Below are 15,151 nucleotides of genomic sequence, written 5' to 3'. Positions count from 1 at the left end.
ATTTCAAGTGTTTTTTTGCCAAAAATTAGCTAAAAAGCAGTAAAATACATAAAATTTGAAGTTAAGGTAAATATGGATTTTGAAGCATTTTTGATTGCTGAATACATAGGCATAGCCTCAGCAGCATTTAGCGGATTTTTATTTGGCGTAAGGCATGGTTGTGATTGGCTTGGCGTGTTTTTAGCGGCTTTTTTGACAGCACTTGGCGGCGGTATAATGCGCGATATTTTAGTTGGGCGGCCGCTTTATTCTTTTACGCATTGGATGCCAGTAAGCATCGTAATAGGCGTGTTTTTAATAGCGATTTTATTAAAATGCCACAAAAGCGAACGCAATAATCTTGATAAGCAATTTATTTTCATAGCTACTGATGCTGTGGATATGGTGGCGTTTTCGCTTGTTGGCACTATTGTGGCACTTGAATACAATCTAAACATCTACGGCATTATTTTAATAGCCTTTGCAAATGGCGTAGGTGGCGGCATTTTGCGCGATGTTTTGCTAAATGAAGTGCCGTGGTTTTTGAAAACCGGCATTTATGGAACAATCTCTATGGGCATAGGGTTGGTTTATTATTTGTTGCATTTGGGCGATCTTGGCGGGGTTTTTACAATGTATGCTTTATGCGCGCTAGGCGTTGGTTTTAGATTAATTGCATACTACCGCGCCTGGTCTTTGCCAAAAATTCACTATAAAGATTAATTTAAATTTTAAATATAATTTTAATGATTACTCGCGCGCTAGATTAAAATTTAGCGGGCGAATTAAAATTTAAAGGCTTGGTTAAAAAATTTTTAAAGAATAAACTAAAAATTTAAATAATAAATTAAAATTTCAAGCTTATAAAATAACAATTTTACAAGCTTGCGCGTAAATTTAAATTAAGCGTTCTATAAAAACTAACGCCCCAAAAGCTCTTTTAATGCCTGACCTGGTGAGTTTGCTTGCATAAAATATTCACCGATTAAAAAGGCATTTACGCCCATTGCATTTAGGCTATCCATCACAGCGCGCGAATTAATGCCACTTTCAGCAACTATAATTTTATCTCTTGGGATCATTCCAATCAGCCTTTGCGTTAAGCTCATATCTATGGTTAGCGTGTCTAAATCCCTGTGATTTATGCCGATTATATCAGCGCCGCCATCAAGGGCTGCGCCTAGCTCTGCTTCATTATGAACCTCGACCAAGGCTTGCATTTTTATGCTTTTTGCATAGCTTATCATTTCTTTTAGTGCTTCGCCTTTTAAAATTCTAGCAATCAAAAGCACAAAATCAGCCCCATAAAGCCTAGCGCGCGCTATTTGATAAGGATCAATCAAAAAATCTTTACGCAATAAAATTGAGTTTGTAAAACGGCGAATCGTGCCAAGATATTCTATATCGCCTTGAAAATAATAAGGCTCAGTAAGCACAGAAATAGCGCTAGCACCGGCTTTTTCATACTCTTGTGCGATATTTAGCGGATGAAAGTCCTCGCAAATCACGCCACGGCTTGGGCTTGCTTTTTTAATCTCAGCTATTATATTATAACGCCCGCTAAGTGCTTCTATAACATTGCGTGGCTCATAAGCGCCTAACATAGCTCTTTGTAAATAATCAAGCGACATTGTTTCTTTTTGCTCTTTAATGCGAGCTTTAACCTTTGAAAGTATATTATCTAAAATCATTTTTTACCTTTATTTATACATTGTTCTATTGCGATTTTATGCTCTTTTGCCTCGTCTTGTTTCATAAAATCAGCATCATTTACTACCTTATCCATCCATTCTTTTGCTTTTTTGCAATTATTTAGCTTGTAATACCCCCACGCTATTGAATCTATAATATAACTTGCATTTTGATCTAGCTCATAAGCTTTTAACACAAGCTTTAAGCCTTTTTTAATATTTAAATTATGATCTATTAGCAAATACCCATAATAATTATAAAACACCGCCTCATCAGCATCATACACGCCAGCCTCAAAAAGCTCTATGATTTTTTCTAATTCAAACTTTGTTGTTTTTTTGCCTGCTTTTTCATAAGCAAACATCGCCATTTTGGCTTTATAACTAGGATCGTTGCTTTTTTCGTATAAATTTTGACTAAGCAAATACGCCTTATCAAAAAGCTTTAAATGCGCATAAAGTTCTAATAAAATTTCATCATTAAAACCATAAGTTTCTAATAAAATTTGCGCTCTCTTAAAGTCTTTTTTATACAATAAAATATTTAACACATCGCCCAAAAAGCGCAAATCATTTGTGCTTTTATATAATTTTTCGTAAGCTCTTAGCGTGTTATTTGTATTATTTTTTAAAACATACACGCTTAAAAGCAGCTCGCTCGCTTGCTTTGTGTAGCCATTTTTACCAAGCCAATCTTGTAAATAATTTATCGCCAAATTTCTTTGTTTTAATACATTTTCAAATAAGTCAAAAAGCTTTAAAAGGTTTAATTCATTTGGCTCTAATTCAAAGGCTTTTTTAAAATTTTCAAGGGCCTTTGTTTTGTTATTTTCAAGAACATAAATCGTGCCTAAAATGCTATAATTTATAGAGTTTTTAGGCTCTGCTTTAATCAATTTTAATGCTTTATTTTTTGCGTGATTTAGCTTTTTGTTGTTGATATAATAACTAATAATTAAACGCAAAGCATCATTATCGTTTTTGCTTAGCTTATTTAGCGGATTTACCAGCTCATCAGCCCTAAAATCGCCAAGCAAAAAAGCAAGCCTAAATGCCTCTTTAAGGCAAAGATAGCTATTTGTGCTTTTATAAAGTTTATAAAATAAATTAAGGGCTTTAATATCATTGCTAGAATGTAAAGCATCAAAAGCTTGTAAGGCTTGATAATCCAAGCTAGCATTTATGTCTATTTGCTCGTAGTTTTGTAAGGATAGGTTTTGGTCTTTTTTAGCACAAGATACCAAAAAAACAGCACAAAACGCTAAAATCGCATAAAATCGCATAAATTCTCCAAATAAAATGGCTAAATATAGCCTAATTTTGTTTAAATTTAGGCAAATTTTATTAAGAATTTGGCTAAATTTTAATATTTTGGCAAGCTAAAATTAAAATTTTAAATAAATTAGAACACTTTTTGCTTAAAAATTATAAAAACTGCCGATTTAGCTAAACAAAATAAGGGGGGGGGTAAAATGAGAATAACACAACAACTAATGGCTCGCACAAATATGGTAAATTACCAAACAAATGCTGAGCGGATTTATAATTTAAATGCCAAAATATCTAGTAAAACTAAAATTTCACAGCCTTATGAAAACACAGGCATTTATGTAGATGCCACAAGGCTTGATTATGAGCTTGAAGTGCTAAGCCAAATAAGAAATGGCACGCAAAAAGCAAGTGAGTTTGCTAAAAATTCGGATAATTCATTAAATAGCTTTGTAGAAACGCTTACAACCTTTAAAACCAAGCTAATTCAAGCTGCAAACCAGGGCGCGCACTCTGAAACATCGCGTATAGCAATTGCTAATGATTTAAAAGCCTTGCGAAATCAATTAGTAAATATTTCAAACACAGCAATTAACGGGCAATTTTTATTTTCAGGCACAGCAATTGATACCAAGCCAATAAGCAACGATGGTAGCTACAATGGCAATGGCAAGCTAATACAAGTGGTTTCAGGCACAAACCAAACCATACCGTATAATGTAGATGGCAAAGAATTATTTTTAGGGCGTGATAATGATTATTCTAAAATAGTAACCACAAATATCACCCTTTATAACGAACACCAAAAATTATTGCCCTCATCAACGCCAACCCTGCTAAAATCTAGCGATAACATCTATAAACTAATAGGCGGCAACTACCAAACAAAAGCCTTAAATACTGCAAATCCGCTTGATTATACAAGAGATTTTAGCGCTGAAAAAGTCGATAAAGCCACCACGCAGTATCAACCAACTATATTTTTTATGCAAGGTCAAAAGCCAACGGGCGAGAGTTTTAGCACAAAATTTGAGCTAACGCCTGATTCTAGCGTCCAAGATATGCTAGATAGAATCGGCCAAGCCTTAGGCAATGACCCAGCCACAGGCAATAAAGTAGTAGATGTTAGCCTAAATGAGCAATCCCAAATAGTAGTAAAAAATTTAAAAGCAGGCAATGAAATGCTAAATTTTTCCATCTTTGGGCTAACAGCACAAAAAAATGTAGGCGAAAATCAAAATGATGTAACTAATAGAACAGCTCAAATTAGAGGCTTAACTAATTTAGATGATATAAACGCTATGGTAGCTGGTGGCAATGTGCATTTAACTAGCCTAATAAGCTCGCCTGCATATAATAAAATCCAAAATGGTAATAATTTTATAGACAAAAGCAACACGCTTGATTATGATAAGGTGTTTTTTAATAAAAGCGCCCGCACACTTACTAGCAATGTAAGCCAAATAGTTCGCGCTGATAATAGCTTTGCAAATGATGGCACCACGCTAGCAGCAGTAGCTGGGCTAAATGCAGGCCAAAGCCTAGCAAATGCTGATGATTTGATGCTACAAATTCGCTCGCGAAATGGAGATAATTATGTGGCGGTGATTGATTTTAATGGCACGCAAGCTAACGGGCAAAGCTACCCTACTTTATCGCTTTATACTCACCCTATGCAACAAGGCCAAGCACCACTAACTCAAATGAACTTTTACAAAACGCAGTGGAATGCTGGCATAAAAGCAGGTTCAACCACAGAACAAATCGGCGATGAACCTAGGCTAATAAGCGCAAATGAGCTAACTTTTAGAAATATCGAAGATATGGTTCAGATTATCGCTAGCGATCACGCAACAACCAAAAACGCACAAGGCGTGCTAACAGGTTGGGGAGATTTACGCCCACAAGGCAACCCTCCAACGCAAGATCAAATGAATACCGCCGCAAAAGCAGCCTGGGATAATAATTTTAGCCCTGCTCTAAGGCTTTCTAGCCAGCAAGTAAGCGCAAATATGAACGAGCGCGGCCAAATGGTAATAAAAGATAATATAAGCTCAGTTACTGATATAGAAGTAGCAATATATCAAAAACACAATCAAGATTACCCAGCAGACACTAACATAAACGCCCCAAGTAATGGTAGCGTGCTAAGCTTTATGCGAAATGATGCTGTGATGATTGACCGCCCTAGTGTGAATATTTTCCCTGATTTAGATGAGATTATACAAGCAGTAGAAGATGGCAGTTTTTTTGGCAATCCTGATGGGACAAACCACCGAACCTCAGGCGTCCAAGGCGCATTAACGCGCATTGATCATATAATGGATCATGTAAATAAAGAACACGCCATAATCGGTGCGCGCTCAAATCTAATCACTGCTACAAATAACCGCGCCGAGCTTTTAACACTAAATGTAAGCGAAGTAAAATCAAATGTAATTGATACTGATTATGGCGAAGTGCTTTTAGAGCTTCAACAAAGAATGCTTTCATACCAAGCAATGCTAAGCTCCACAGCTAAAATTTCTCAGCTTAGCTTATTAAATTATATGTAAAATTTTAAGGCAAAATGCTATATTTGCATTTTGCCCTTTGTGTTATTTGGTATTTACAATCCCGTATTTTTTATCGCTAAGATCCGTCCAGCTTTTTTCATCATAGATATTGCCTTTTACCTTATAGGCTCTTTCTATCATCCATTGATTTGCTTTGTGCATTTCTATGCGCCAATCAGTTGGCACCACATGGATAATCTCGCGATTTTTTGGATAATTTTTAAGTATATTTTTAGGCACATTTGGGCAGCCATTTTTTAAATTCTCACAAAATATACTTACTATATCATAATTTGCCATCAAGCGATTATCAGTTTTTAGCTCTCCATTTTTACCAAAATCCTTAAACAAAAATAAAGCATCTGGCCTAGAATCAATAGAAATATTTATGCCATCAGTGCCGCCGTGGTCGCTTACTACAAAAATTTGCGTATTGTCATAAATCCCGTGATTTTTAAGTAATTGTATGTATTCTGCTAAATATTTTAAAGCACAAACTTCTGTATCGTAATGCTGATAATAATCTTGCTCGGTATTTTTATCTGGATAATGCATTGTTGCTTTATGCGGATAATCATCCCAAGCGGTTTTGGTATTAAAAAACTCGCAAGAATTATTATTAAAATACATCCCATAAGGCATATGCGTCATCATAGAATGAAAATATTTAAAAGTAGGCTTGCTAGCTTTTGTATTTAAAATATGCGTAGCAGCGTAAGCAGTTGAGCTATTTTCTATCGATGAAAGCGCATCAGAGGCCAATCTTGCGCCAACGCCTGAGAGCCAAAAACCATCATTGTAAATTTTACCCCTAAACACCTCAGGCAAAAATTTAAACAAACCAAAACTAAACATTTTAGATATTACAACACCACGCGGGACATTCTTTTTGGCTTTTGAAATGATTTGGGCTAAGCCCTCGCTATGAGTGTAATAATCCATAAAATCGCCAGTTGTTTCAACCGCAAACAATTTGCCCGATGAATTAACGGCAAAAATTTTATCATTAGCTTTTATAATATTTGAAATATCTGTGCCAACCTCAGCTATTAAAGCCACATCAAAGCCATTATTTGAAAAGGTGCTAGTAGTGCTAATAAAAGCATTATCAATGCTTTTTGCAAGATGATCTTTTCTTTTATTCATATTATATGCAGCATAATACTCACCACCAATTAAAGTAGCCACTGTGTGAATTGTAGAAATAGTCGTGCCTGAGGTATTTGCAAAGAAGGTAAAACCATCAAGATTTTCTTTAAAATGCGGATATTGCTCTAAAATAGATGGCATATGCGAGCTACTAAAAGCATCAAGGACTAAAACAACAATATTTTTCCCATTTTTAGAATAAGAAAATAATTCATTTTCATAAGGTATTTTGCTTGTAGATTTTTGCGTATTTTGACTTTTATCAAAGCGCTTGATGATGATTTGAGCGGCATTTACCCCACTTACAATAAAAAGCGTTATAAAAGCGATTTGCCAAACACGAAGCAATTTTGTAAAAAATATCGCAATTATGGCTATGCTAAGTGCTAGCACGGCACTAAATTCTAAAATTCTATTTAATTGCATACTTTCATCATAAAATGGCGTTTTTTGTAAGGTAAAATGATCCATCACGCCATAATCGCCAGTTAAAATAAAACTATAAATAAGCCCAATAATTAACACCAAACTAAGCAAGGCCGCTACTGCGTTAATAAATTTCTTTGGTATAAAATTTATTAAATAAATCAAAATAAAACTAAGCAATAAAAACGCACCAAATAACGCCGTTAGCGTGATATAAGTTTGGCTAGCATCAAATTGCGTAACATCGCTATTATAAAGCTGATACGGGCTAAAAATACAAATCAAAATGCCAATACACAAAACAGCATAAACTGACATCTTATGATACATTAGCGCACTCTTATCATCAAAATCACAATATTTCTTAAAAAGACAAAGCACCAAATAAAGATTAAAAATAACGCCCAAAATTCCAAAATAATAAATAAAAATATTATTTAACAAAGGATAAAAATTTATCTTATACGAAACCTGCCCTAAAAGATCGCCCACATATAAATCTGGTTTGCTAGGACCTGTGAAGGATATATTTACCCGCTGTTGTTTTGCTGTGCCTAGGATATTTATTACGCCATTATATTCTGGCTTTTGCCATGCCACACTTATTATTTCTATTTCTGCTATTTCATCAGAGTTTAAAATAGAATTAAAATTTGAAAAATCAATCTTTGCCTTATGGATTGGTATCATAGTATATCCATCAAAGGTCATAGGCGCTGTTTTGATATCTTCTTTTACATAGCTTGTTAAATAAATCGCCAAGCACAAACAAAGCACCAAAATGCTAGTTAAGCTAACCACAATAACCTTTAAGGCCTTTTGGTAGATGAAAAAAGCATTAATTTTGGCTTTTAGCGTTTTTGGCTCGTTTGTTTTATTTTCACAAATTTTAAAATTTGTGGCTTGTTCGTTTAAAATTTGTGTTGAAATTTTTGGCTTTATTGTTTTTAATATAATGGTTTTTAATAGTGAAAATACCATATTTGTGCTCCAATAAAGCACAAGCGCGCTAGGCATTTCATAAAGTAAAACTAAAAAAAACAAAGAAATTAGCGTACCTTGAACTCTTGCGCCTTTGTCTTTTGTGCTAATAAAAACATTTACTAAAGAAATAATTGTCATTAAAATCGGCAATAAATGCAACTCATAAGCACCCACAAAAACACTATCTGGCAAGCTCAAATCGCTAATCCATAAAAACGAAACGCCCTTTATATCCTCGTAATTTTCCAACAAACAAAGCACAGCTATAAAAAATGGTACTTGTAAAGCTAAACCGCCAAGCCCACTTAAAGTAAAAATTGGATGATAATGGCGTTGTTTATAAAGTATGTTTATATAGCTTTGTAATTGCGCGCCCTTAAATACGCGCTTAAACTCAGCGATTTTTTTATCACAAGAAGCTTTTAGGGCATTGATTTTGCTTGCGTGCTTATCAGCTAAAATATTTAATTTTAATAAAAATAAATTAACCAAAACGCTCAAAAAAACTATGCCAAGCCCATAAGAATTAAAAGCTAAATATTGTGATTCAAGCACGAATCCCAAAAGTGCTTGTAAGGGAAAAATAAAAATATAATATAAAATTTCAATCATCTAAAATCCTTATTTTAAACTTTCGAGTGTGGTAATGGAATTTTTAAGTAAATCTAAATTTTGTAATAAATTTTTATCTACTTCATTTTCAAGTAAATTTTTTCTAATTTTTAAAATTTCTAGCGTTGATTGCTTGCCTGAGTGATGCTTAAATGGCCATAATTTAGCCTTGATATCATTTAATGCGTTTTCTTGTTCTTTTGATTTTAAAATTTGCTCTATTATTTCAGTGATATTTGAAATTTCATCTTCGTGTAATTTCTTGCCTATTTGCTTTAATGCTTTAAAGGTCCAAAACTCATTTATATTGCTTTCATCATAAATATCAGCCAAATCATAACCTGCGCTATCAAAGCTAAAATCTAGTGTAATTACAGGCTTGCCCTCTAAACATAAAAAATCAAATATCACACTAGAAAAATCACTAAGCATTAAATCAGCCCTATTAAATGCTAAAACATTTGGCGTGCCAATATCCCATTCTACATTTTTATAAGCTAAAAGTGCGCTTTGGAGTTTTTTGATATTTTCGCTTTCAGCTTGGCCTATTAAGCTTTGTGGATGCGGGCGAATGATAATGTTATAAGTTGATTTTGCCAAAGGCTCTAAAATGCGCAAGCCGTATTTAAACAGCAAAGATTCTCTGCCCCAACTAGGCGAAACCAAAATAGTGGTTTTATCTTTTTTAGGTGTTTGTTCTTTAAGTTTTTGATGTAAAATCGCTAATTCATCCAAATAAGTTGAACCTACAATGGCGATATATTTAGCCTTAATATCATGGGCTTTTTCAACATCGCGCACAAAATCTTCTTGCATTTGATTTGTTACTAGCACAGAATCAAAATAATCAAGCCCATAAGTATTATAAGTCATCGGCGTAAGCGAATGAACGATATGGCAATAATGCTTTATAGCGCGACTTCGCTTGATTTGTAAAACCTGCAAGCCCGGAGTAGTCATCACGCAAATATCAGCTTGTAAGAAATTTAAATAAGTATAAGCTTTGTTGCCTGTGCCAATGTAGCGTTTTGTGCTAAAATCGTTATCTTGCCTTGTTAATCCAGGATCGCTCTCATCGCTAGTAAGGTAAGTGTAAGGATGATTTAATAAATCTAACACATCTAAAATAGGTTTAAAAGTAGCATAATATCTTGCTCCTTCGCAGTAAAACACAATAGAATTTTTAGCATTATCAGCATTTTTTTTGCCATAAGCAAAAGATCTAACGCTAATTATTTTATAAAATAAATTTTTTAAAAAATAAACAGCCGAAGCAAAAATCGCTACTACCGAGCTAAGCAGCAAAGAGCCAGTGCCTGGATCCAAATAAGCATTTGCGTTAGTAATAATAAACAAAAAACATAACACAAAAAATCGTTTTAAAAACAACATATTAAGCCTTAGAAATTTAATAAAATCAAAAAGCGCAAATTATAGCCAAATTTTAAACCAGCCAAGCACAAAATCTATTTAAATTAGTGTAAATTTTAAAAGCAAGATATGAATTTTAAATACAAAAAACTAAAATTTTAAAAGCTAGGCGCGCAAATTTTAAACACTAAAAGCAAATAGCGCGCTTTGCTAAAATACAAATTTTATTAAAATTTATTACTCCACATTAAAGCGTTCTATTAAATCATAATAAATTTGTGCTAGTTTTTGAACTTGTTCTATGCTTACGCGCTCATTTACTTTATGGATAGTATCATTTACCACGCCAAACTCCGCCACAGCCACGCCAAACTCAGCAAAAAACCTTGCATCACTAGTCCCGCCTGTGGTGCTAAGCGTTGGCACTTCGTGGCATTGTCTGCCTACTACATCTAATAAAGCACGAACTATTTTAGAGTTTATATCTGTGATAAAAGGTTTTGAGCTAACCTTTAAATCAAGCTCATAATCAATGCCGTCAAAAACCTTGCTAATATGGCGTTTAAGGTCGTTTTCATCGCTTAGGGGTGAGTTTCGCACATTAAACATTATTCGCACATTCTCAGGCGTTACATTACACACGCCCATACCGCCACGAATATCAGTGATTACAATCTTTGATGGCTCAAAACGCTGATCGCCTTCATCTAAATTATAAGCAGCAAAATCCCCAAAAACGCGCGCTAATTCATGGGCTGGATTTATGCATTTTTGCGGATATGCTGCGTGTCCTTGCTTGCCTTTGATTGTGATTATTCCATTAATTGAGCCACGCCTGCCCACTTTTATACAATCGCCAAAAATTTTATCACAAGTTGGCTCACCAATTAGCCCAAATTGTGGCAAGAAGCCATTTTTAGCCATAAAATTAAGCACGCTTTTAGTCCCATAAAGCCCTTCGCCTTCTTCATCACTAGTAATAACCAAGCTCAAAGTGCCATTAAAATTTGTATTTTGCGCGCTTAATTTAGCTGCCATTAGCATAGCAGCAAGGCCTGATTTCATATCTTGTGCGCCGCGAGCATAAATATAACCATCGCTAATGCGCGGACTAAACGCATCGCTATCCCAACCATCACCAGGCGGCACCACATCAATATGCCCGCCAAAGCATAAATGCACCCCATCGCCAAAACGCTTAGTTAAAATTAAGTTTTTAACGCCGTTTTCTTCTACATTATAAGTTTCAAACTCATCCATAAACATAGCGATATAATTAAGCGCACCATCGTCATTTGGCGTTATGCTCTTAAAGCGCAAAAGTTCATTTAAAAGCTCTATTACTTGCATCAAAACCCCTTAATAAAAGTATTATAAATCATAATTAACGCAAATGCTAATATCAGAAAAGCTGAGCCTTGCGTAATTAGCCTTGCGGTGCGCAGGCTAATTGTATGCCCTAGCCTTGAAACTACTAAAACCACAAAAAAAATCGTGCTAAAAATGCCTAAAATCACGCCAAACATCGCAAAAACAGCACTTTTAGTGGTAGCCACAAAGCTTGAAACACTAAGCCAAAAAATCAGCACAAAAGGATTTATGCCATTTAGCAAAAAGCCCTTAATAAAACATTTTATAATATTTTCTTTGCCTTTTTGCGTGCTATTTAGGCTAATTTTTGTAGCACTTTTAAAAATGCTAAAAGCCAAATAAAGCATAAACCCTGCCCCAAAACCGCCTAAAATTTTAAGCACAAGCTCATTTTTTACAAAGCCCAAAAGCCCAAAACTTAAAAGCGTAAAAAAAATTAAATCAGCACTCATCGCTCCAAGCCCTAAACTCAATCCAAACTTAAACCCACGCAAAGCATATTGCATTATCAAAATCATAAGCGGGCCAATCGGCAACGCCACACCATAACCAAGCATCAAACCTTGTATAAATGAATCCATCATCAAACCTAAAAATAGCGCAATTTTTTACACTAACCCAAAAAGCTAGTTTAAAATTTGCTTAAAATTTTAAACAACATCAAGCCTTTTGCTTGCTAATTTTGCTAAATCTTCTTCAAATGCGTAAAAATTAAACACACTGCCATGTTGAATATGCCCATCTAAAATATCACCGCCTTGACGATTTTGTAAATCTAGCTCAGCTATTTCAAAACCATCAAGCGTAGCACAAAAGCCATTTAAACGCTCATTTTGGCTTTTAAGCTTGGTGTAGAGATAGCACCAGCCCTGCCCGCCTTGCCTACCAACTCTGCCACGAAGCTGGTGTAAAGTAGCTAAGCCAAAACGCTCGGCCCCGACAATCACAATAGTGCTAAGCCTAGGCAAAGAAATACCAACCTCAATAATCGTAGTAGAAAGCAAAATATCACCATCATCGCGAAAACGCGCTATAATCTCTTCTTTATCTTTATCCTTGCCATGCGTGATAAAAACGCGTCTAAAACGCTTTTGCCAAAAATCTTTTGCCTTATCTAAACTTGCGTATAAAAAATTATTTTTTTCTTCAACGCGCGGATAAACGATAATTACTTGCTTATTTTGGCTAATTTGGGTTTGAATATGCTCTAAAAGTGCGCTAAAATCGCTATCTGTGATTATTTGCGTGTGGATTTGCTTTTTAAAGGGCATTTGCTTTAAAAAACTATAACTTACAAAATTTGAGTTTATCAAAGCTAGCGTGCGCGGTATGGGCGTGGCACTAAATTGTAAAAAATGCGTGTGCGCTCCGTTTTCATCGCTACACATACGCTCGATTTGGGCGCGCTGGGCTGAGCCAAAGCGGTGCTGCTCATCTATCATAATCAGCCCAGCACTTGGCAAATCTTTATAAAGCAAAACATGCGTGCCAATAATTAGCGTGGCTTCATTTAAAGGCGGATTTTTATCCCCGCTTTTTACTAAAAGCACCTTAAAATCAGCTGGCAATAAACGCTTAGCTTCATTGTAGATTTGCTCGGCTAAAATGCTAGTTGGTGCCATTATTAAGGATTTCCTATCTTTTGCCATTAAAGCTGCCATAAGCATAACCAAGGTCTTGCCACTGCCCACATCGCCCATTATTACGCGTTTTTTGGCTACTTGGCTTGCCAAATCGCCCTTAATATCTTCCATAGCTTTTAGCTGGTCATTTGTAGGCGAAAATGGCAAATTTTCAAGCCATTTGCTAATATCATACGCCTTAATCGCATTTGCTTGAAAATATCGTTTTTTGGTGCTTAGCTTGCGTGTGTAATTATAAATTTCTAAAAATTTTAAAATTTGTATTAGTTTTTCGTTGTTTTGTAAATTTTGTATTAAATTAGCGCTATTTTTATCGCCTTTATGAATGCTTAAAAGAGCGTCTATTTCATCATCATTTAAGTTTATACGCTTTAAATTTTCTTTATTTATGTATTTTGTGATTAGCTCTTTTATGCGCTCATCATTTACAGCAAGCTTAAAAATAGCCTTAATCCCGCCAAGCTCTTTTAAAACTTTTGGATTATTAAAGCGGATTAGTCCGCCATATTCGCTAATTCGCCCGTGAATATATAAAATTTTACCACGCTTAAACACACTATAATGCCAAGGTCTTGCATTAAAAATGCTTATGGCGATATTTTGGCTCCATTCATTACAAAAAGCTTCGATTTGTAAGATACGCGCTGTGGTTTTTTGCGAGATAATCTCAACTTGCACGCTAGCATTTGTATTTAGCACAGGCTCTGGCGTAACGCCGTAATCTTCGTATTTTGGTAAAATCAATGCTAAATCAAGCAAGCTTGAAACCCCAAGTTTGCGTAAATCTATCAAATCGGCTTTTTCAAAGCTCATATTTTCTTACCTTTTATTTTGCCTGATTTTTAGCTTTTTGAATGTTTTGAGGTATTTTTGGAATTTGTTTTGCCTTTGCCGTAAATACTAGCAAAACTAAGAGAGCAAATTTCATTATGATCTTTTATAAAGGTGTTTATATCTTTTAAATCAAGCCTAGCGATTTTTTTAAGATTTTCATCAAAAAAGCCAAGCTTATAACCCATGTAATATTCGTATTGAGCGACATTTAAGCGTTTAAAAAGGGTTTCTTTACCCAAAGGTTCATTGCCTAATAAAAATTTTTTTGTAGCTTCTAACTCGCTAGCACTGATGCCATTTTTAACAAAATCATTAAAAATTTTACTAACAAGTGCTATGGCTTCATCTTTTATTTCATTTTTGGTTTGTAAATATCCGCTTATAAAACTTCTATAAAGCAAAAAATTCGCGTGCGCATAAGCACTATAAGCAAGCCCCTTTTTTACGCGGATTTGCTCTAATAAACGCGAACCAAAGCCACTTGATCCTAGCACAAACATAGCCACATTTGCCTTATAACGCTCATTTTTTTCTACATCAAAGGGCGCGCCAAAATAAATATAAGCTTGCTCACTGGTTCGTTGCTCGCTTATAAAATTTGGGGTTTTATTTGTGTTAAATTTTTTAATAATAGAGATTTTGCCATTTTCTAAATTAAGCGCATTTAAATTAAGCTCTTCAACCCTTACATCTCCGCCAAGAACGATAAAAGCGTTATTTAAAGTGATTTTTTGTTCATAAAAAGAGCGCACATCATCTAAACTTATATCATTTATACTAGCTTCATCGCCATTTATATCATTTGCAAAAGGCGTATTTTCAAAAAGCAAGGCATTTAATTTTAGCTTGGCTTGGTAATCCAAATCACTCTTTCTTGCGGCGATTTTGCCAAGGATTTTGATTTTAAGCATATTTAAAATTTCATCATCAAAATTTGGCTCGTTTAAAAGCTCAACTAGCATTTTTAGGGCATAATTAAAATGCTCTTTTAAGCAATTTAACTCAATTATCATACTTTCGCTAGTAGAGCTTGCGCTTAGCTCTATGGCCTTAATTTCAAGGGCGTGGTTAAAACCCGCGCTACCTTGTTTTTTAGAGCCTTCATTTAATAAATCTGCCAATAAACTTGCCAGCCCGTTTTTACTCTGGCCTACTTGTCCTGCGTTTTTAAAGATTAGCCTTAGGCTAATTATTGGCAAAACATCGCTGTATTCGTAAATAAGTGGAATTTTAACTTGATTTAAGTTTAAAATTTGCTCTTTCATTT

At 34.8% G+C, this 15,151-nt stretch carries 10 protein-coding genes; 2 read left to right on the top strand and 8 right to left on the bottom strand.

The annotated features are described in order from the left end of the window. The first annotated feature begins 72 nt into the window (after window positions 1-72). Complete coding sequence (locus tag CINF_RS03955) at window positions 73-702, top strand: trimeric intracellular cation channel family protein (RefSeq protein ID WP_179975824.1); 630 nt, start codon at window positions 73-75, stop codon at window positions 700-702. A 197-nt stretch (window positions 703-899) separates the two neighbouring features. Here CINF_RS03955 and trpC read toward each other — a convergent pair whose 3' ends face one another. Together trpC and CINF_RS03945 are read right to left on the bottom strand one after the other, a co-directional pair. Next, entirely contained in the window at window positions 900-1,670 is a 771-nt protein-coding gene (trpC, locus tag CINF_RS03950; protein WP_179975823.1) for an indole-3-glycerol phosphate synthase TrpC, read from the bottom strand. After that, window positions 1,667-2,953, bottom strand: a complete 1,287-nt coding sequence (locus CINF_RS03945) for a tetratricopeptide repeat protein (RefSeq protein ID WP_179975822.1) — start codon at window positions 2,951-2,953, stop codon at window positions 1,667-1,669. The genes trpC and CINF_RS03945 overlap by 4 nt, the downstream gene beginning before the upstream one ends. A 189-nt stretch (window positions 2,954-3,142) precedes the next feature. Here CINF_RS03945 and CINF_RS03940 point away from each other — a divergent pair, with 189 nt between their 5' ends. After that, a complete protein-coding gene (locus CINF_RS03940) occupies window positions 3,143-5,494 on the top strand; it encodes a flagellin N-terminal helical domain-containing protein (RefSeq protein ID WP_179975821.1) in 2,352 nt (783 codons plus the stop codon). Between the two features lie 42 nt (window positions 5,495-5,536). Here CINF_RS03940 and CINF_RS03935 read toward each other — a convergent pair whose 3' ends face one another. From CINF_RS03935 to CINF_RS03910, 6 genes are all read right to left on the bottom strand, one after another. Continuing rightward, the gene (locus CINF_RS03935; protein ID WP_179975820.1) at window positions 5,537-8,665 is read right to left on the bottom strand and encodes a YidC/Oxa1 family membrane protein insertase; all 3,129 of its coding nucleotides are present in this window, start codon (window positions 8,663-8,665) and stop codon (window positions 5,537-5,539) included. Window positions 8,666-8,674: 9 nt separating this feature from the next. Next, window positions 8,675-10,057 carry a CDP-glycerol glycerophosphotransferase family protein gene (locus CINF_RS03930; RefSeq protein WP_240156161.1) on the bottom strand — a complete coding sequence of 461 codons (1,383 nt, stop codon included), beginning with the start codon at window positions 10,055-10,057 and terminating at the stop codon, window positions 8,675-8,677. A 216-nt stretch (window positions 10,058-10,273) separates the two neighbouring features. Further along, window positions 10,274-11,386 carry a succinyl-diaminopimelate desuccinylase gene (gene dapE, locus CINF_RS03925; protein ID WP_179975819.1) on the bottom strand — a complete coding sequence of 371 codons (1,113 nt, stop codon included), beginning with the start codon at window positions 11,384-11,386 and terminating at the stop codon, window positions 10,274-10,276. Then, window positions 11,386-11,988, bottom strand: a complete 603-nt coding sequence (locus tag CINF_RS03920; RefSeq protein ID WP_179975818.1) for a LysE family translocator — start codon at window positions 11,986-11,988, stop codon at window positions 11,386-11,388. The genes dapE and CINF_RS03920 overlap by 1 nt, the downstream gene beginning before the upstream one ends. 69 nt (window positions 11,989-12,057) lie before the next feature. Then, a complete protein-coding gene (recG, locus tag CINF_RS03915; RefSeq protein WP_179975817.1) occupies window positions 12,058-13,863 on the bottom strand; it encodes an ATP-dependent DNA helicase RecG in 1,806 nt (601 codons plus the stop codon). Window positions 13,864-13,892: 29 nt separating this feature from the next. Continuing rightward, entirely contained in the window at window positions 13,893-15,149 is a 1,257-nt protein-coding gene (locus CINF_RS03910) for a M16 family metallopeptidase (protein ID WP_179975816.1), read from the bottom strand. Between the last annotated feature and the right edge of the window lie 2 nt (window positions 15,150-15,151).

Source organism: Candidatus Campylobacter infans (assembly GCF_013416015.1).
Taxonomy (GTDB): domain Bacteria; phylum Campylobacterota; class Campylobacteria; order Campylobacterales; family Campylobacteraceae; genus Campylobacter; species Campylobacter infans.
Note: the sequence above shows the minus strand (reverse complement) of the source record. Positions and strands in the feature narration are given on the sequence as shown.

What these genes read in the sequence shown, in the direction of transcription:
- CINF_RS03945 (WP_179975822.1), bottom strand. Translation starts at nt 2,953, where the DNA reads ATGCGATTTTATGCGATTTTAGCGTTTTGTGCTGTTTTTTTGGTATCT.
- dapE (WP_179975819.1), bottom strand. Translation starts at nt 11,386, where the DNA reads ATGCAAGTAATAGAGCTTTTAAATGAACTTTTGCGCTTTAAGAGCATA.
- CINF_RS03935 (WP_179975820.1), bottom strand. Translation starts at nt 8,665, where the DNA reads ATGATTGAAATTTTATATTATATTTTTATTTTTCCCTTACAAGCACTT.
- CINF_RS03910 (WP_179975816.1), bottom strand. Translation starts at nt 15,149, where the DNA reads ATGAAAGAGCAAATTTTAAACTTAAATCAAGTTAAAATTCCACTTATT.
- trpC (WP_179975823.1), bottom strand. Translation starts at nt 1,670, where the DNA reads ATGATTTTAGATAATATACTTTCAAAGGTTAAAGCTCGCATTAAAGAG.
- CINF_RS03930 (WP_240156161.1), bottom strand. Translation starts at nt 10,057, where the DNA reads ATGTTGTTTTTAAAACGATTTTTTGTGTTATGTTTTTTGTTTATTATT.
- CINF_RS03955 (WP_179975824.1), top strand. Translation starts at nt 73, where the DNA reads ATGGATTTTGAAGCATTTTTGATTGCTGAATACATAGGCATAGCCTCA.
- recG (WP_179975817.1), bottom strand. Translation starts at nt 13,863, where the DNA reads ATGAGCTTTGAAAAAGCCGATTTGATAGATTTACGCAAACTTGGGGTT.
- CINF_RS03920 (WP_179975818.1), bottom strand. Translation starts at nt 11,988, where the DNA reads ATGGATTCATTTATACAAGGTTTGATGCTTGGTTATGGTGTGGCGTTG.
- CINF_RS03940 (WP_179975821.1), top strand. Translation starts at nt 3,143, where the DNA reads ATGAGAATAACACAACAACTAATGGCTCGCACAAATATGGTAAATTAC.